The sequence below is a fragment of the Ruegeria sp. CDSA141 genome, from assembly GCF_059612005.1.
This window is the reverse complement of sequence record NZ_JBXWPT010000002.1, coordinates 132,461-150,316: the sequence shown is the minus strand read 5'-3', so window position 1 is coordinate 150,316 and position 17,856 is coordinate 132,461. Positions and strand designations below refer to the sequence as shown.

The window sequence follows — 17,856 nt, the reverse complement described above, 5'->3', positions numbered from 1 at the left end:
CCCAAAAAGGAGGCGCGAGCATGGGACTACTGGGACAGCCGCTTGGCTACTATGACTACCTGACTTTCGTGGCATTGATCCTGCTTCTGGCAGCGGTGATGGGTTTGTTTCTGTTCCTCATGGGTCTTCCAGGTCGGATCGCCATCAAACGCAATCATCCCCATGCCGAAGCCGTAAAGATCATGGGCTGGATGGGGTTTCTGGCCGTGGTTCCGTGGGTCCATGCCTTCATGTGGGCGTTCCATGATGGTGTCACAGTCGATATTCGTCGCGGCCCTGACGAGGAAAAGGATGCCATTCGCGATGAAATAAAACGTTTGGGTGGCGACGTCAGGCCAGAGTATCAAGATCGTCTGGACACAGACGACACGCAGCGAAGCTAAGGCTGAAGGAAACAACCAAACATGTTCGTCGCCCTCGGCATTACGCTTTTCTACATCATTTTTGTCTGGCTTATCTTCTTCAAGCTAGAATTGCTGAAATTCAACATTGCCTGGGGCATTGTGTCCTTCTGGGTCGGTGCGCATCTGCTGCTGATCTTTCTGGTCGCATTGCGGTTCTTCCAGCCCTTCTCGGTCGACAGCCATGTGGTGCGTTCGACCATACAGATCATCCCAAAGCTGACACAGCCAACGATCCTGACCGAGGTACTTGTGGAACCCAATACACCGGTCACCAAGGGCGATCCGCTCTACCGCTTTGATGACACGGTGTTTTCACTGGCGGTGAACAATGCGCAGGCGCAGTTGGTCGCCGCCGAACAGAATGCCAAAATTCTGGAACAGGATGTGATCGCGTCGACCGAAGCAGTTGAACGTGCAAACGCGCAATTGGCCTACGCGCAGACGCAGCAAGCACGCTATGAAACTCTCGTGCCCGCCGGTGGAGCGCGGCAAGACGATCTGGACCGCTGGAACGAGCAGGTGACAGAAGACCTTGCCGCCGTCAAACAGGCCGAGGCAAATCTGGAAAAAGCACAGTTGGCTGTGGAATCCCAGATAGACGGTGTGAACACGGGTATTCTTCAGGCCCAGGCGCAATTGGCTGAGGCCAGATATTTCCTCGAAAACACAACGATCTACGCACCAGAAAACGGCATGATCGTTTCGCAGCAAGCGCGCCCCGGGCTGGTCGTCGGCGATGTTCGACTGGGCGCGATTGCCAGTTTCGTGACCGAAGACAGCCCCTACATTCTTGCGACCTACCGCCAGCAAAACCTGAAATTCGTGGAACCGGGGCAAGAGGTCGAGGTGGCGCTGGATCTTTACCCGGGTGAAATCCTGACCGGTAAGGTCGAGGCGATCTGGTGGGCCACGCGGCAAGGGCAACTGATCCCTTCAGGCCGCCTGCCCGGCTTTGAACTGCCGAAACTGCCCGGTCGAATTGCCGTGCAGATCACCGTCGATGTCCCTGAAGGGCACACTTTCCCAGCTGGCGGCCACGCCGCAGTGGCGATCTACACCGGACAGGGCAAAAGCTTTGAGTTCCTGAGACGCATCAACATCCGTCTCTATTCCTTCGCCAACTTCATCCGACCGCTGGATATCTGAGGATGCGCGCCATGACACTCCGCCGGTTGATGGGAACCGCACTTTGCGCCGCCACTTTGGCGGCCTGCACGCCCGTGGGGCCCGATTTCGTGCGGCCGAACTCTCCGGTCGTGAAACAATGGATCGAGGTCAACACACCCAGCGCCGGCCAAGGCGGCCTGACATCGCGCAGCGCACCCGTGGTTAAATGGTGGGAGACATTCAATGACCCGACCCTCAACCGGCTGATTGCCGAGGCCTATGCCCAAAACCTGACGCTTCAGGTCGCGGGGGCACGGGTGCTGCAAGCGCGGGCACAGTTGGGGATTGCTTTCGGCGAATTGTACCCGCAATCTCAGGCCATCGGCGGGTCATTGCAGCGACGGCAAATCAGCAATAACCTAGGGCCTGTTGCCGATATCAACCGGATCATCCCCCTAGATACCGAATTCTCGACGTCGCAGGTTGGGTTCGATGCCCAGTGGGAACTGGATGTCTGGGGCGCGCAGCGGCGCGGTGTTCAGGCGGCTCGGTCAAATCTGGCCTTGCAGGTCGCAAACTATGATGACGCATTGGTGACACTGACCGGCGACGTCGCCGCGCTCTACGTCAATATTCGCGCGTTGCAGGAATCTTTGGCAGTAGCCCGGGAAAACATCAAATTGCAGCAGGAATCGGCGGACCTGACCCAGCTGCGATTCAACAACGGAGTCACGACCGAGCTGGACGTTCAGGAATCCACAGCCCTGCTCAACAATACCAAGGCCTTGGTGCCCGAGCTGGAAAGTGACCTGCAACAGACCAAGAATGCTTTGGCCGTGCTGCTGGGGACCACGCCATCCCGGATGACCAGTCTTCTTGGGAATTCCGGTCGTATCCCGTCTGCGCGAACAAATGTGGCCGTTGGCGTGCCGGCAGAACTGCTGCGCCGCCGCCCGGATGTCCGCGCGGCAGAACTGGCCGCCGCGACGCAATCGGCACAAGTGGGCATCGCAATGGCTGACCTGTATCCGCAGTTCGTGCTGTCGGGCGCGATCGGTTTGCAGGCATCGGGCGGGCGCGATCTGTTCAGCGGCAACAGCACCACCGGTCTGGCGAGTGCTGGCGTGGTCTGGAACGTGCTTAATTATGGTCGCATCAAGAACAATGTCCGCGCGCAGGATGCGGCATATCAAGCGCTGATTGCCAATTACCAGAACACCGTTCTGACCGCGTATTCCGAAGTGGAAAGCGCAATGGTCGCCTATACGCAAGCGCGAAAACAGGTTGGGTTCTATCAGAAAAGCGTCGATGCCTCACGCAAGGCCGCAGATATCGCCACAAGTCAGTACACGGACGGCATCGCCAGCTATTCGCGCATTCTGAACACGCAGACCGCGCTATTGCGGTCGCAGGCCAACTTGATCGAAGCGCGGCAGCAGGTGTCCAGCAATCTGGTTGCGGTTTACAAAGGTCTGGGCGGCGGATGGCAGATCCGTCAAAACCAAGAGTTCCTGCCTGAAACCGTGCTGGCCGAAATGGCCTATCGCACCGACTGGGGCGATCTGCTTGAAAAAACCCCGACCCGAGCCAGTCTGAACTAGAGGCTACTTGGTCAACCCGCGCAGACCGCCCGAGATCAGGATATTGACCTCGTAAAGGATGCGGGGCGCGGCGAACCCGCCGGGGCTGGCCAGATAGTTGGGGCTCCATTCCGGGTCGAATTTCTGTTTGAAGGCGCGCAGCCCTTCGAAATGATAGAACTGCTCGCCATGCTCATAGACAAAGCCGCCGATGCGGTTCCAAAGCGATGCAAGTTGACGGTTTTCGATCCCCGAGAACGGCGCCGCACCCAGCGAGAACCAGTGGAACCCCTGCTGTGATCCCCAATTCATCATTTCCGCAAAAAGTGCATCCATGACAAAGCTTGGACTATCAGGTTCATAGCGCATCAAATCCAGTGACAGCTCGGATTTGTTGCCGCCTTGAAACAGGTTGGCAAAGGCCATGATCTTGCCTGTTTTACCGTCACGCAGAACCGCATGATCAAAATAGGACAGGTACTGATCGTCAAATCCCCCAAGTGCAAAGCCCTTTTCAGCACCCGCCTTTTGTGCCAGCCAATAATCTGAAATAGCACGCAATTCCGGCAAAACCGAGGCCAGGTCTTCTTTCGGAATGATCTCGAATACAAAGCCCTCCCGCTCGGCCCGGTTTCTGGCCTGCCGGAACCGCTTGCGCGACTTTCCATCCAGCGAGAAATCCTTCAGCGGCACCCGCGCGACCTCGCCGATCTTCAGTATCGACAGCCCCAAATCCAGAAATGTCGGCAGGTATTTGGTTGAAACACTGTAGAAGGCACACAGTTTTCCCTCACGGTCCGCCATTTCCCTGAGCTGCCAGATCAATTGCTGCCCCGCTGCTTCATCGCCGACCGGCTCTCCCTTCGAGATCAGAGCGTTGCCCGTGTCTGCGTACGCAATGAATGCAGTTTCATCCGGTGAGATCAGGAACTGTTTGTCACCGGTAAGCGAGATTTGGGATTCGGTATCCTCGCACTCCATCACCAGCCGTTCGACGACACCGGGGATTTCCGTGCGCACAGGTGTCGGAATCTCTCGCCCGAACAGGGAGTTCACGGCCACAATCCCCACGATCACCGCTACGACAAGGCTGGAGCGCAAAAAACGCGAGGCGTCTCCGTTCCAGGCAAATTCCCACCACAGGGCGTTCTGGTACTCGACGTGGGAATAGGTGAACAGACCGACCCAGAAGATGACAGCCAGCAGAACCACGACGCTGATCAGCCAAGGGATATTCAGCCTGAAAATCGACGCGCCACTGACCCGATAGAACGCCCCGCGGAACATGGCCAGAAGGCCAATCGTACCCAGCATCGACAGCGCTTCGTGAGTGTCCAGTCCCTTTGCCAGCGAGGCAAAGAACCCGGCCACCATCAACAACATTGCCACCACCCATGCGCGGTAGAGCTTTCGAAACAAACCGCGAGACACCAGCAAAAGCAGTACTCCGACAGCACTTCCGGCAAGGTGCGATGCCTCGACAAACGATAGCGGCAAAACCTCTCTCAGAACGCCAAGGTTCTGCGTGCCCGCTGGCAACGCTCCGGACACCAGCAGGATCACTCCGGCCACTGCCGCAATCCCGGCTGCCACCATAGGAACGATGGGGCGGATGACCCGATAGACCCATGTCGCGGCCCCACCGATCCTGTGCCTCTGCGTCAGTGCGGACGCGACCGCAATGGACACGCTGGCGATACCGAACGGCAAGAAGGTGTAAACGACGCGATACAACAACAAGGCTGCGATCACATCCGAACGTCCCGACACCCCAAGCCCCGCGATCAGCGTGGCTTCGAATACCCCAAGCCCGCCCGGCGCGTGGCTAAGGATTCCAACGGCGATTGCTGCAATGTAGATCGTGAAGAAATAGGGATAGCCAACGCCCAGATCGTCCGGCATCAGGACATAGAGCGCCATGGACGCGCCAACCAGATCTCCGATAGCGGCCAGTGTCAGCAAGCTGGCCAGTTTGCCGCCTGGCAAATCAAACCCTATACCGGCTAAGGCCAACCGCCTGCCCCCGCTGGACAACCATATGAACATCGCGACCAATGCCCCCAAAAGGCACAATCCGATGACGGTTTCCACCGTTTCGCTGACAGGCATCACTTTGGAGATTCCGTCCGGATGCACGGTCAGCAACACACCCAGAACCAGAACAAGCCCCATCCAGAACGCGACCCAAGACGTTGCGATAACCCCGGCCACCCGCCCCAGATCCAATCCCAAAGACGCATATATCCGGTACCGGATCGCCGTCCCGGTGATGTAGGAAAACCCCAGGCAATTCGATACGGCATAGCCGCTGGCCCCTGCCAATCCGGCTACAGGCAAAGGCACTTTGCCGCCTGCCACACTCTGCACGGCAAACACATCATAGAGCGATAGCGAAAGAAAACTGAACGCAGTCCAAAGCAAGGCGAAAAACATAAGTTTCCACGACGTCGTCGCGATATCGGCCTGGACATCCGACCATTTCACATGCGTAGACAAATCATGCAAAACCGTCAGCGCGATCCCAGTCACGAGAACCGGTATCGCGATCCGCAGCCAGGGTTTTTCCAACATGGCCGTAAGCTTTTCAACCCAGTGCACCGCCAGAGGTTCACCGTCACTTTCCGCATTGGTCATGCTGCACGTCCCCGCCGGTTTCTGATCGCAGATACCACGTGCGGCTCACCCGCCCGTCGACTATCAATACTTCATCTGCCAACAGAATCTGGCACATTTTGTTTTTATCTCAAAGCGCTAGAGCCGCCCCCTGCGTGTTGACAGCAAAAGGTTCGTTTCCGACCGCGTCACACCGTCGATCTTTCGGATCTGAAACAGAACCTCATCCAGTTCGGCCAGAGTTTCGGTGCTGATCTCGGCGATCAGATCCCAACTGCCATTTGTCGAATGAACCGCCGTCACCTGACGCATGGCTCCGATCCGGGCCATCACGCGTTCTGTTCCGCGCCCTTCAATCTCGAGCATCATCAATCCGCGCACCGGGCTTTGCGCCAGATCGCGACGAGTCAAAACGGTGAAGCCGACGATTTCACCGGACTGTTTCAGCCGCTGCAACCTGCTGCGCACCGTTGTACGCGTCACGCCCAGCGTTTCCGACAGCTCTGACAGGCTTGCCCGAGCATCCCGCTGCAACGCATTGAGCAATCGATTGTCCAATTCGTCCATAACGCTTTCTCATAAAGAATTTTCCGAGACCATTTTGAGCAATTTGCTGACTTCACGCAAGACAGTATGACGGCCTAAATGAACATATGGAACTCAAGGATATTATACTGGTTGGCGCCCCGATGGACGCCGGAAAACGCCGTCAGGGATGCCGGATGGGCCCTGATGCGTATCGCGTGGCAGGGTTGGAGCAAGCGCTGTCTGATCTTGGTCACACCGTTCACGATTGGGGCGACGTGCAAGCCGAAAGCGTCGACATTCCCCAACACCCGCACCTGTTCGCCCTGCCCGAATGTGTGGGGTGGACACAAGCACTCTGCAAAGCTGCGCAAGACGCGGCCGGTCAGGGTATTCCTATTTTCATGGGGGGCGATCACGCCCTGTCCATGGGTACGGTTGCCGGGATGGCCGCCCATGCTGCTCAGATCGATCGCCCCCTGTTTGTACTATGGCTTGACGCCCACAGCGACTTTCATACTCCGGACAGCACGGGCAGCGGCAACCTGCACGGAACGCCGGTGGCGTATTTTACCGGCAGACCCGGGTTCGAGGACTTTCCCCCTTTGCCCGCCGTCATACCGACGGATCGCGTCGGCATGATCGGATTGCGCTCTGTCGACCCGGCGGAACGAGCGGCGCTGGAACAGGACCGCGCCATGCTGGCGGATATGCGCAGCATCGATGAAAATGGCATCAAAGCCCCCCTGTTGGCCTTTCTGGATCGCGTCAGGGCTGAAAACGCTCTGCTACACGTGTCGTTGGATGTCGATTTCCTCGACCCGGCCGTGGCACCCGCAGTCGGCACGACCGTGCCCGGCGGTGCGACCGAGCGCGAAGCCCATTTGGCCATGGAACTGCTGCATGAAAGCGGGCTTGTCTGCTCACTGGACCTGGTCGAACTGAACCCGTTTCTGGATGACCGGGGCCGAACCGCAAAACTGATGGTCGATCTGGCTGCCTCTTTGATGGGCCGCCGTATCTTCGATCGCCTCACCCGGAGTTTCTGATGCTGTCTCTTCAAGCGCCATCTGCCGTTGTCATGATCCGGCCACACGCTTTTGCATCCAACCCGGAAACACGCGATGACAATGCCTTTCAAACGCTGAGCACCGTATCCGCCGAGGCGACATCGGACGCGGCCAGGGATGAACATGATCGGGCGGTGCAACAATTGCGCGACGCCGGAGTCACTGTTCATGTGTTTGACGATTTCGGCGACCTCAACACACCTGACAGCGTTTTTCCTAACAACTGGTTCTCAACACATCCCGGCGGCCATGTGGCGATCTACCCGATGTTTGTGCCATCGCGCAGGCGCGAACGCCGGAACGATGTAATCGAGCTGCTCAAACAGGAATACCGCGTGCAAGATGTCATCGACTATTCCGGGCTGGAACAAGACAACCTGGCTCTGGAAGGAACCGGCGCGATGGTTTTGGATCACGTGGCCCGCATCGCTTACACGGTGACGTCCAATCGCGCGGATCCGGTCTTGCTGGAACGGTTCTGCACGCATTTCAACTATGAGCCAATCGCCTTTGAGGCCCGCGATGCCAAGGGCCGGGACGTTTATCACACCAACGTATTGATGGGAATCGGCACGCATTACGCCTTGATTTGCCTCGATATGATTTCGGACCCTGTTCGCCGCTTGACCGTCCACAACCGGCTGGAGGAATCCGGTCGAACCGTCATTGACCTGACCCATGACCAGATCGCCGAGTTCGCGGGTAACGCCATTGAGTTGACAGGGCGGGATGGGTTGGTGCTGGCCCTGTCCCGCAGGGCACTTGGCGCCCTCACACCAGACCAAATCGCAACAATCCAGGACAGTGCAACACCGTTGCCGCTGTCCGTTCCAACAATTGAAACCGCCGGTGGGTCCGTGCGCTGCATGATTGCAGGCGTTCACCTTGCCCGCCGATAGGAGAGCACCATGCAACCTTCAGACAAGGCCCTGGTACCATTCGTTTCCGTCGACAACATGATGCGACTGGTACACCATATTGGCGTCGAACAGATGATCAAGCAGATTGCTGCACAGATCGAATCCGATTTCAAACGATGGGAAAGCTTCGACAAGACGCCGCGCATTCCGGCGCACTCTCCTCATGGCGTGATTGAGCTGATGCCAACTTCGGATGGAGAGGCGTACGGGTTCAAATACGTAAACGGCCATCCCAAGAACACCTCCGAAGGGCTGCAAACCGTTACTGCATTCGGCCTGCTGGCAGACGTCTATACAGGATATCCGACGCTGTTGACCGAAATGACAATGCTGACCGCGCTGCGCACGGCGGCGACTTCGGCTCTGGTCGGGCGCTATCTGGCCCCGAAAAATGCCAAGACAATGGCCATGATCGGCAATGGCGCACAGTCCGAATTTCAGTGCCTCGCCTTCAAGGCATTGTGCGGGATCGACACCGTTCGGCTTTATGACATCGATCCGAATGCCACATCGAAATGCACCGCGAACCTGCAGGGCAAGGGCCTGACCGTCATCCCTTGTAAGACGCCGGAAGACGCCATTGAAGGCGCCCAGATCATCACCACCTGCACGGCAGATAAGAAATACGCAACGATCCTGACCGACAACATGGTTGGGCCCGGCGTCCACATCAACGCCATCGGAGGCGATTGCCCAGGCAAGACCGAGTTGCATCGTGACATCCTGTTACGTTCGGACATCTTCGTCGAATACCCTGAACAAACCCGGATCGAAGGCGAAATTCAGGCGCTGGATTCGGATCACCCTGTGACCGAGATGTGGCAGGTCGTCACCGGCGCCGCCAAGGGGCGCACCGATGAGCGGCAGATCACTTTGTTCGACAGCGTTGGCTTCGCGATCGAGGATTTCTCGGCCCTGCGCTATGTGAAACAGGCGATTGAAGGCACAACGTTCTTTGAACCTCTGGACATGTTGGCGGACCCCGACGATCCACGCGATCTGTTTGGGATGTTGATGCGGGCCGGATAACGCATTGTGGCGATGGGCTCTGTCCCTGTCGCGCCATGCAAGCCTCCCCCGCGGTTTCCAGGGCCTGATGAAGCAAGGGATCCGAACTTCATCTGGCCATAAATATCCCGGAGCGCGAGGCAGAGCCTCGCTTCCGAACTACCCCGCAAGCGATGGCAAGTAGAGGACAATACCCGGGAAAGCCACGAGCGCTGCGATGGTCAGGGCGTCGGCAATGAAAAAGGGTGTGACACCCTTGAAAACATCCTGAACGCTCAGGTCCGGGCGCACACCGGCAACGACAAAGCAGTTCAGCCCAATGGGCGGTGTAATCAGGCAAAACTCGGCCATTTTGACCACCAGAATACCAAACCAGATCGCACACATCGGGCCAGACATTCCAAACGCGCTGTCGGCGGCACTGACGGTTTCACCACCGTTCAAGGCCATCACCGCCGGATAGACCACGGGCAAGGTCAAAAGCAGCATCCCTATTGCGTCCATGAACATGCCCAACACCGCGTAAGCCAGTAGAATGCAGATCAGGATCATCATCGGCGACATCTCGAGCCCCGTGATCCAATCCGAGAAGGCACCGGGAAGGTCGGCGAAACCAAGAAACCGTACGTAGATCAGAACGCCCCAGATGATCGAAAAGATCATTGCTGTCAGTTTGGCGGTTTCCAACAGCGCGGATTTGAACTCGGTCCAGCGCATTCCGTGGAACAGGGCGAAACAGAATACGATGAAGGCGCCAATGGCACCGCCTTCTGTCGGTGTACCCCACGCCTTTTCACCAAACGGGTTGTAGACAAAGCAGATGATAATCAGGATGACGGCGACAATCGGGAAGGCACCGGGCAGTGCGGCAAAACGCTGTTTCCAGGTAAACCCCGTGACCGGTGGGCCAACGGATTTGAAAATCACGGCAATCCCAACGATCAGCAGACCATAAACGATTGCGGAAAACGCGCCCGGAATAAAACCCGCCAAAAGCAGTTTGCCGACATCCTGCTCGACGATGATCGCGTAGATCACCAGAATGGCCGAAGGTGGTATCAGGGATGCCAGCGTCCCACCCGCGGCAACCACACCGGCTGCAAAGCGTTTGTTGTAGCCGACCTTCAGCATTTCCGGAATCGCGATGCGGGCAAAGACGGCGGACGTCGCAACCGAAGCACCGGACACCGCAGCGAAGCCGGCAGTGGCGAAAACGGTCGACACTGCCAACCCTCCAGGAACCCATGCGACCCAGCGTTTAGCGGCCTCGAACAAGGCGCGGGTAAGTCCCGCATAATAAGCCAGATATCCAATCAAGATAAAGGTCGGGATAAGGCTGAGAGTGTGGGACGCGACCTTGGAATGTGGCACCTGCCCTGCGGTTTTGACCGCCACTGTCAGCGCCTTGCCAAACCGGTTCGGGTCGTAGCCGAACTTGGCCCAGAAAATCCAAACCAGCCCGATAAGCCCTGCCAAACCTGCTGCGAACGCAACCCGCATGCCCACCACGACCAGGACCAGAAGGACGCCTGTGACCCAGAGGCCAATCTCAATCGTGTCCATGTATCAGTCCTGCCCTTCGAACTGTTCGGCCTCTGCCGCTGCCTGCGCCGCTGCATCCTGTATCAAAGGAACTGCCGCCGGAGCGTCCAGATCCAGCCAGAAGGCCCGACCATACCCCCAGACCTGTAGCGCAAGGCGCAGGCAGAGAACGGAAAATGCAACGGGTGCCAGCAGCTTGGCCGGCCACAAGGGTATGCCGATGTCGATCGAACTGTCCCGGCTCCACATTGGCGCGCCGAAATCAAACGATCGGTCGAAATGAGACCAACTGCCCCAAACAAGTGCCAGCATCAGGATCAGGATCAGAACCACCGAAAGCAGTTCAAACAGCCACAAAGCTCGTCCGTGCAAGCGGGAAATGACGATATCCATCCGGATATGCCCCCCATCGCGCTGAACATATGAAATGCCCAGAAACGCGATGAGCGGCATCGCCTGTTCGATCCAGTCCACATATCCCGGCAATGGTGCATTCAGAGCGTTACGGCCACTGACGGACACAACGGCCATAACCATCAGTGAAAAAACTGCGAACCCGCTGATCAGCGCCAGAAACCGTTCCAACACCAGCAATCGCTGATCCAGCTGGCTCAGACGGCTACCGTCTACCAGAACCGTGGCTTGTCCTGCCATTCCGATGTTTCCCTATTGTTTGTTACCGGGTGCCCTGAAGGCACCCGGCTTTGACAGTCAGTTGCCGCCGCGCTGTTGCTTAAGCGTCATCTGGACGAGATCATATAGATCCTGCGCTGGCAGGCCCTGTTCCGTCATGTCCGCAATCCATTTTTCACGGATCGGATCAGCCGCCTTCGTACGGAACTCTTCAATTACGGCGTCGTCTATCATGACCTTCTGGACACCCTTTTCTTCCAGGACACCGTCCCATTGCTCAAGCAGGCCGCCGTAATTCGCCAGGTAATGGTCGATCGCTTCATCAATCGAGCTGTCCAGAACTTCACGGTGCTCGGCTGGCAGCGCCTCGTAGGCATCAATGTTGACGACAACCGGGCAGTTCACAGTTCCCGGATTCAGGTTCGCGGTCCACCAGTCAGCTTCGTTTATCGTCCCGAACGAAAGGTGCGCGTGCTGTGCAAAGGCTACGGTGTCGACAACACCCGACTCCATCGCATTAAAGGCTTCTGTCGCCGGAACCGATGTTGGCACTCCTCCGACCGCCTCAAAGGCCTGACCAAGGCCACCGGTCGCCCGGACCCGCATTCCGTCAAATTCAGCCAGTTCATCCCGCGGCTCGCCGGTACCGACAAGGTTATACTGCGGCATTGGCGAAGTCATGATGATGCGGGCATTCCATTGTGCCATCTCATCCTTGACCGCCGGATGGTCATAAACTGCATGGCTGACCGCAACTTCTTCCTGCAGGTTGTTCACACCCAGAAACGGCAGCTCCAATACGGTGATCGCCCGGTTCTTGTCACGGTGATAGCCGGCACAGAACTGAGCCATCTCGAAGGCACCGATTTCGATCCCATCCAAGTTTTCTTTGGGTTTGGACAGGCCACCATAGCTGACATTGATAGTGAATTCGCCACCGGTTTTTTCGCTGACCAATTCGGCCAGCTTCTCCACATGTTCTGTAAAGGCGCGGCGCTTGCCCCAGACGGACGCGTTCCATTCTGTTGCGGCGGCTTCGGTTACAAAAGCAACGCCAAGGGCGGCGACTGCGGCACCGCTCAACATCTTTTTCATAGTTTTGTCTCCCATTGGTGCGCCCCCTACCGAGGCGCTTGTCGATCAAGCTAGCGCCAACATTCGATTGTGCCAACCCTGTCCGGGATTTGCGCAATTATCAGAAGAAGCCCCATAAAGTGACAAGAAGACCGGCAGTTCTAAGATTACCAATCCTTGCCCACGCTTTCGACATGCCGGGCACGAAAAGTTAATAACACTTAAATTATTGATTTGATTCATTATTTCAGAATTATTTTGACTTTCTTTACTAAACACTTGAAGTAATTAAAATTTCTTTACAAAAAAAACCAAGGATTACACCAATTTATTTATTTATTTTCACAACGCGTTAATATTCAAACTTGGGGAGGAACGGGATCGACATTGCCCAAATGACCGGCAAAGATTCCACAAGCAATCCAGTCCAGAGGGAGGAGCCTCAAAGATGACCACCGCTGCCCAGGCAGATGCCAAGACTTATCCGCCATCCGCAGAAACCGTCGCTCGTGCGCATGTCGACGCCGCAAAGTATGCCGACATGTATGCAGCCTCAATCAGCAACCCCGACGCGTTCTGGGGCGAGCAAGGCAAGCGCATCGACTGGATCAAACCCTTCACCCAGGTCAAGGACGTCAGTTACGATTTTGGCTCAGTCAAGATCAACTGGTATGCTGATGGCACGTTGAATGTTTCGGCCAACTGCCTGGATCGCCATCTGAAAACCCGCGGCGACCAAACCGCGATCATCTGGGAACCAGATGATCCAAATGACCCGGCTCAGCATATCTCGTATGCGGAATTGCATCGCCGCACCTGCCGGATGGCCAATATTCTGGAATCTCTGGGCGTGCGCAAGGGCGATCGCGTCGTCATCTATCTGCCGATGATCCCTGAGGCCGCTTATGCCATGTTGGCCTGTGCACGGATCGGCGCAATTCACTCCATCGTTTTTGCAGGCTTCTCGCCCGACGCTCTGGCCGCACGGATCAACGGTTGCGACGCCAAGGTTGTGATCACCGCAGATGAGGCCCCGCGCGGAGGTCGCAAAACGCCATTGAAGTCCAACGCAGACGCGGCGTTGCTGCACTGCAAGGACACGGTGAAATGCCTTGTGGTCAAGCGCACTGGCGGTCAGACCACCTGGATCAACGGTCGCGACTATGACTACAACGAAATGGCACTTGAGGCGGACGACTACTGTGCCCCTGCCGAGATGAACGCCGAAGATCCGTTGTTCATTCTGTACACGTCAGGTTCGACTGGTCAGCCCAAGGGCGTTGTGCACACCACCGGCGGCTATCTGGTCTATGCCGCGATGACACATGAGATCACCTTCGATTACCACGAAGGCGACGTGTATTGGTGCACTGCGGACGTGGGTTGGGTGACTGGCCACAGCTATATCGTTTATGGGCCGCTGGCCAATGGTGCGACCACGCTGATGTTTGAAGGTGTGCCGACCTTCCCGGATGCCTCGCGCTTCTGGCAGGTTTGCGAAAAGCACAAGGTGAACCAATTCTATACCGCACCCACCGCGCTGCGCGCGCTCATGGGGCAAGGCAACGAATGGGTCGAGAGATGCGATCTGAGCGATCTTCGCATCCTGGGTACCGTGGGTGAACCGATCAATCCCGAGGCGTGGAACTGGTACAACGACGTTGTCGGCAAAGGCAAATGCCCTATTGTGGACACCTGGTGGCAGACTGAAACCGGTGGTCACCTGATGACCCCCCTGCCCGGCGCACATGCGATGAAGCCAGGCTCGGCCATGAAGCCGTTCTTTGGCATCGAACCGGTGGTTCTGGACCCGCAATCCGGCGTCGAGATCGAAGGCAACGGTGTCGAGGGCGTGCTGTGCATCAAAGACAGTTGGCCAGGTCAGATGCGCACTGTCTGGGGTGATCATGAGCGGTTCGAGAAAACCTATTTCTCGGATTATAAAGGCTACTACTTCACGGGTGATGGATGCCGTCGCGACGAAGATGGCGACTACTGGATCACGGGCCGCGTGGATGACGTAATCAACGTATCCGGTCACCGCATGGGCACAGCCGAAGTGGAAAGCGCGCTGGTTGCACATGCTGCTGTGGCTGAGGCTGCTGTGGTTGGATATCCTCATGAAATCAAAGGGCAAGGCATCTATTGCTACGTCACCTTGATGAATGATCGCGAGCCCTCGGACGAGCTGATGAAAGAGCTGCGCACATGGGTCCGCACTGAAATCGGCCCAATTGCTTCCCCGGATGTGATCCAATGGGCACCCGGCCTGCCGAAAACGCGCTCGGGCAAGATCATGCGCCGTATCCTGCGCAAGATTGCCGAGAACGATTTCGAATCGTTGGGCGACACTTCGACACTGGCAGATCCGTCGGTGGTCGAAGACCTGATCGAAAACCGTGCGAACAAGTGAGGATGTGATGGACGCTGCCACGATCACCACACCCGCCGTTCTCATCCTTCTCGGCCCTCCCGGAGCCGGGAAGGGTACGCAAGCCCGCATGCTGGAAGAGAAATTCGGTCTTGTACAACTCAGCACGGGTGACCTGCTGCGCGAAGCCGTCGCAGCCGGAACCGAAGCCGGCAAAGCGGCAAAAGCGGTAATGGAAGCCGGCGACCTGGTCAGCGACGAGATCGTCATCGCAATCCTGCGGGACCGTATGGCTCAGCCGGATTGCGCCAAGGGCGTCATTCTGGACGGCTTCCCGCGCACGACGGTTCAGGCCGAAGCGCTGGACGGTCTGCTGGCACCGAACAACCAGAAGATCGACGCTGCGATCAGCCTTGAGGTGGAAGACGCAGAAATGGTGATCCGTATTTCGGGCCGCTACACCTGCGCTGGCTGTGGTGAAGGTTACCACGACCAGTTCAAGACGCCTGCCGAAGAGGGCAAATGCGACAAGTGTGGCCATACCGAATTCAAGCGCCGTGCGGATGACAATGCCGAAACGGTGGCTTCGCGTCTTGCAGCGTACCATGAGCAGACCGCGCCACTGATCACCTACTATGACGGTCAGGGCGTGCTTCAGCGCACAAACGCCATGGGTAAAATCGAAGACATTGCCATTGATCTAGAAGGTATCGTCGGCGAAGCAATGAACTAGGGGGGGGATAAGAGCCGCAAGGCTTTGATCCCAAACAGAATACTTCATTGAACCGCTTTGGCGGATTGGTGGAGTTTTGCCTGACGCCACGTGGTGTTTGGCACAAGTGAGAAACGGCCCGACGCACTGGAGGACTTGGGCACTGGGCCGTCCAACGAGGAAGCGAAGGAGGAACCCGCAATGGCGGATCAATCTACCAACTCCGCGCAGACTGCCGAGTCCGATAAGGGCTATTGGCAGGCCAACCTGCGCCTCATCTACATCAGCCTCGCAATCTGGGCGCTGGTGTCATTTGGATTCGGCATTCTGCTGCGTCCGATGCTGTCGGGGATCGCCGTAGGCGGGACCGATCTGGGCTTTTGGTTCGCACAACAGGGATCGATTCTGGTCTTTCTGGTGCTGATCTTCAACTACGCCTGGCGCATGAACAAGCTAGACGCCGAATACGGTGTTGAGGAGTAAACCCCATGGATCAGTTTACCATCAACCTGCTGTTTGTTGGCGCATCCTTCGCGCTGTACATCGGCATCGCGATCTGGGCCCGAGCGGGGTCCACATCTGAATTTTACGCTGCGGGTCGCGGCATCCATCCTGTCACCAACGGTATGGCAACGGCGGCGGACTGGATGTCTGCGGCTTCGTTCATCTCGATGGCGGGTCTGATTGCCTTCACCGGCTACGACAACAGCTCGTTCCTGATGGGCTGGACAGGTGGTTACGTGTTGCTGGCTCTGCTGCTTGCGCCCTATCTGCGCAAATTTGGCAAGTACACCGTGTCCGAGTTCATCGGCGACCGCTTCTACAGCCAGACCGCGCGCATCGTTGCGGTGATCTGTTTGATCGTTGCTTCGGTGACATACGTGATTGGTCAGATGACCGGCGTTGGCGTGGCTTTTGGTCGCTTCCTCGAAGTGTCGAACACATCCGGCCTGCTGATCGGTGCAGCCGTGGTATTCGCTTATGCGGTGTTTGGCGGAATGAAGGGCGTGACCTACACTCAGGTCGCTCAGTACTGCGTGCTGATTACCGCCTACACCATCCCGGCGATCTTCATCTCGCTGCAGCTGACCGGCACACCGGTTCCGGCGCTGGGTCTGTTTGGCGACACCGCCAGCGGAGAACCCCTGCTGACCAAGCTGGACGCCATCGTAACCGAGCTGGGCTTCAATGAATACACGGCCCACCACTCGAACACACTGAACATGGTGCTGTTCACCCTGTCGCTGATGATCGGTACTGCGGGTCTGCCGCACGTCATCATGCGCTTCTTCACCGTTCCCAAAGTTGCTGACGCACGTTGGTCTGCTGGCTGGGCGCTGGTTTTCATTGCTCTGCTGTATCTGACTGCCCCTGCGGTTGGTGCCATGGCGCGTCTGAACATCAGTGACATGATGTGGCCCAATGGTGGCATCGAAGGCGGCGCGGTTTCTGTTGAACAAATCGACAACGACGCACGCTATGACTGGATGGCCACCTGGCAGAAAACCGGTCTGCTGGACTGGGAAGACAAGAACGGCGACGGCAAGATTCAGTACTACAATGACAAGTCTGAATCGATGCAGGCACTGGCAGAAGAAAAAGGCTGGGTCGGAAACGAGCTGACCAAGTTCAACCGTGACATCCTGGTTCTGGCCAACCCCGAAATCGCCAACCTTCCGGGTTGGGTGATCGGTCTGGTCGCGGCTGGTGGTCTTGCGGCTGCCCTGTCAACCGCTGCGGGTCTTCTGCTGGCAATCTCGTCGGCTGTGTCGCACGACCTTATCAAAGGTGCGATCAACCCGCAGATCTCGGAAAAAGGCGAGCTTCTGTCAGCGCGGATCGCAATGGCTGTTGCCATCGTTGTCGCAACCTACCTGGGTCTGAACCCACCGGGCTTTGCGGCGCAGACAGTGGCGCTTGCGTTTGGTCTGGCGGCGGCTTCGATCTTCCCGGCGCTGATGATGGGGATCTTCTCGACCCGCATCAACAACACCGGCGCGGTCGCAGGCATGCTGGCTGGTCTGACCGTGACACTGGTCTACATCTTCCTGCACAAGGGCTGGCTGTTCATTCCGGGCACCAACTCGTTCACCGATGCAGACCCCCTGCTGGGTCCGATCAAGTCGACCTCGTTCGGCGCGATTGGTGCCATGGTAAACTTTGCAACAGCCTACATCATTGCAGGTATGACCAAAGAAACTCCTCAGGAGATCAAGGATCTGGTCGAAAGCGTACGCATTCCCCGTGGTGCGGGCGCAGCTCAGGATCACTGAGTATGATGCGGTTGTCGGCACTTG

General features: G+C 57.3%; 15 protein-coding genes. 10 read left to right on the top strand and 5 right to left on the bottom strand.

The window, feature by feature from the left end:
- The first annotated feature begins 20 nt into the window (after window positions 1-20).
- From AC2FLP_RS04660 to AC2FLP_RS04650, 3 genes are read left to right on the top strand one after another with little or no spacing between them, the layout of a single operon-like run.
- The gene (locus AC2FLP_RS04660) at window positions 21-383 is read left to right on the top strand and encodes a DUF3302 domain-containing protein (RefSeq protein WP_299896363.1); all 363 of its coding nucleotides are present in this window, start codon (window positions 21-23) and stop codon (window positions 381-383) included.
- 21 nt (window positions 384-404) lie between these two features.
- Window positions 405-1,550 (top strand): HlyD family secretion protein, encoded by a 1,146-nt coding sequence (locus tag AC2FLP_RS04655; protein WP_117869231.1) that lies wholly within the window; start codon window positions 405-407, stop codon window positions 1,548-1,550.
- Between the two features lie 11 nt (window positions 1,551-1,561).
- Window positions 1,562-3,112, top strand: coding sequence for an efflux transporter outer membrane subunit (locus tag AC2FLP_RS04650; RefSeq protein WP_496681835.1), 1,551 nt, complete (start codon window positions 1,562-1,564; stop codon window positions 3,110-3,112).
- A gap of 3 nt (window positions 3,113-3,115) precedes the next feature.
- On the opposite strand, the gene mprF is transcribed toward AC2FLP_RS04650, so the two are convergent.
- A complete protein-coding gene (gene mprF, locus AC2FLP_RS04645) occupies window positions 3,116-5,725 on the bottom strand; it encodes a bifunctional lysylphosphatidylglycerol flippase/synthetase MprF (protein WP_366140750.1) in 2,610 nt (869 codons plus the stop codon).
- 117 nt (window positions 5,726-5,842) lie between these two features.
- Entirely contained in the window at window positions 5,843-6,271 is a 429-nt protein-coding gene (locus AC2FLP_RS04640; protein ID WP_117869233.1) for an Lrp/AsnC family transcriptional regulator, read from the bottom strand.
- Window positions 6,272-6,357: 86 nt separating this feature from the next.
- On the opposite strand from AC2FLP_RS04640, the gene rocF reads away from it, so the two are divergent.
- Genes rocF through ocd form a run of 3 tightly spaced genes read left to right on the top strand, consistent with a single transcriptional unit; the run spans window position 6,358 to window position 9,248 of the window.
- Entirely contained in the window at window positions 6,358-7,278 is a 921-nt protein-coding gene (gene rocF, locus AC2FLP_RS04635) for an arginase (protein WP_496681832.1), read from the top strand.
- The gene (gene ctlX, locus AC2FLP_RS04630) at window positions 7,278-8,198 is read left to right on the top strand and encodes a citrulline utilization hydrolase CtlX (RefSeq protein ID WP_299896355.1); all 921 of its coding nucleotides are present in this window, start codon (window positions 7,278-7,280) and stop codon (window positions 8,196-8,198) included. Before rocF ends, ctlX begins: the two co-directional genes overlap by 1 nt.
- A gap of 9 nt (window positions 8,199-8,207) precedes the next feature.
- A complete protein-coding gene (gene ocd, locus AC2FLP_RS04625) occupies window positions 8,208-9,248 on the top strand; it encodes an ornithine cyclodeaminase (RefSeq protein ID WP_496681829.1) in 1,041 nt (346 codons plus the stop codon).
- A 138-nt stretch (window positions 9,249-9,386) separates the two neighbouring features.
- Here ocd and AC2FLP_RS04620 read toward each other — a convergent pair whose 3' ends face one another.
- Genes AC2FLP_RS04620 through AC2FLP_RS04610 form a run of 3 tightly spaced genes read right to left on the bottom strand, consistent with a single transcriptional unit; the run spans window position 9,387 to window position 12,497 of the window.
- On the bottom strand, window positions 9,387-10,790 hold the full coding sequence (locus AC2FLP_RS04620; RefSeq protein WP_299642438.1) for a TRAP transporter large permease: 1,404 nt from the start codon (window positions 10,788-10,790) through the stop codon (window positions 9,387-9,389).
- A 3-nt stretch (window positions 10,791-10,793) separates the two neighbouring features.
- Window positions 10,794-11,423, bottom strand: coding sequence for a TRAP transporter small permease (locus tag AC2FLP_RS04615; RefSeq protein WP_117869238.1), 630 nt, complete (start codon window positions 11,421-11,423; stop codon window positions 10,794-10,796).
- Between the two features lie 57 nt (window positions 11,424-11,480).
- The gene (locus AC2FLP_RS04610; protein WP_117869239.1) at window positions 11,481-12,497 is read right to left on the bottom strand and encodes a C4-dicarboxylate TRAP transporter substrate-binding protein; all 1,017 of its coding nucleotides are present in this window, start codon (window positions 12,495-12,497) and stop codon (window positions 11,481-11,483) included.
- A gap of 427 nt (window positions 12,498-12,924) precedes the next feature.
- Between AC2FLP_RS04610 and acs the strand changes: the two genes are divergently transcribed.
- The 4 genes from acs (at window position 12,925) to AC2FLP_RS04590 (ending at window position 17,832) form a co-directional block, all read left to right on the top strand.
- On the top strand, window positions 12,925-14,889 hold the full coding sequence (gene acs / locus AC2FLP_RS04605) for an acetate--CoA ligase (protein ID WP_496681825.1): 1,965 nt from the start codon (window positions 12,925-12,927) through the stop codon (window positions 14,887-14,889).
- Window positions 14,890-14,896: 7 nt separating this feature from the next.
- Window positions 14,897-15,580, top strand: a complete 684-nt coding sequence (locus AC2FLP_RS04600) for an adenylate kinase (RefSeq protein ID WP_496681822.1) — start codon at window positions 14,897-14,899, stop codon at window positions 15,578-15,580.
- Between the two features lie 180 nt (window positions 15,581-15,760).
- A complete protein-coding gene (locus AC2FLP_RS04595; RefSeq protein WP_117872784.1) occupies window positions 15,761-16,042 on the top strand; it encodes a DUF4212 domain-containing protein in 282 nt (93 codons plus the stop codon).
- A 5-nt stretch (window positions 16,043-16,047) separates the two neighbouring features.
- A complete protein-coding gene (locus AC2FLP_RS04590; protein ID WP_299896339.1) occupies window positions 16,048-17,832 on the top strand; it encodes a sodium:solute symporter family protein in 1,785 nt (594 codons plus the stop codon).
- Window positions 17,833-17,856: the final 24 nt, after the last annotated feature.

Coding starts and splice junctions, on each gene's coding strand:
- AC2FLP_RS04660 (WP_299896363.1), top strand. CDS start 21: ATGGGACTACTGGGACAGCCGCTTGGCTACTATGACTACCTGACTTTC.
- AC2FLP_RS04655 (WP_117869231.1), top strand. CDS start 405: ATGTTCGTCGCCCTCGGCATTACGCTTTTCTACATCATTTTTGTCTGG.
- AC2FLP_RS04650 (WP_496681835.1), top strand. CDS start 1,562: ATGACACTCCGCCGGTTGATGGGAACCGCACTTTGCGCCGCCACTTTG.
- mprF (WP_366140750.1), bottom strand. CDS start 5,725: ATGACCAATGCGGAAAGTGACGGTGAACCTCTGGCGGTGCACTGGGTT.
- AC2FLP_RS04640 (WP_117869233.1), bottom strand. CDS start 6,271: ATGGACGAATTGGACAATCGATTGCTCAATGCGTTGCAGCGGGATGCT.
- rocF (WP_496681832.1), top strand. CDS start 6,358: ATGGAACTCAAGGATATTATACTGGTTGGCGCCCCGATGGACGCCGGA.
- ctlX (WP_299896355.1), top strand. CDS start 7,278: ATGCTGTCTCTTCAAGCGCCATCTGCCGTTGTCATGATCCGGCCACAC.
- ocd (WP_496681829.1), top strand. CDS start 8,208: ATGCAACCTTCAGACAAGGCCCTGGTACCATTCGTTTCCGTCGACAAC.
- AC2FLP_RS04620 (WP_299642438.1), bottom strand. CDS start 10,790: ATGGACACGATTGAGATTGGCCTCTGGGTCACAGGCGTCCTTCTGGTC.
- AC2FLP_RS04615 (WP_117869238.1), bottom strand. CDS start 11,423: ATGGCAGGACAAGCCACGGTTCTGGTAGACGGTAGCCGTCTGAGCCAG.
- AC2FLP_RS04610 (WP_117869239.1), bottom strand. CDS start 12,497: ATGAAAAAGATGTTGAGCGGTGCCGCAGTCGCCGCCCTTGGCGTTGCT.
- acs (WP_496681825.1), top strand. CDS start 12,925: ATGACCACCGCTGCCCAGGCAGATGCCAAGACTTATCCGCCATCCGCA.
- AC2FLP_RS04600 (WP_496681822.1), top strand. CDS start 14,897: ATGGACGCTGCCACGATCACCACACCCGCCGTTCTCATCCTTCTCGGC.
- AC2FLP_RS04595 (WP_117872784.1), top strand. CDS start 15,761: ATGGCGGATCAATCTACCAACTCCGCGCAGACTGCCGAGTCCGATAAG.
- AC2FLP_RS04590 (WP_299896339.1), top strand. CDS start 16,048: ATGGATCAGTTTACCATCAACCTGCTGTTTGTTGGCGCATCCTTCGCG.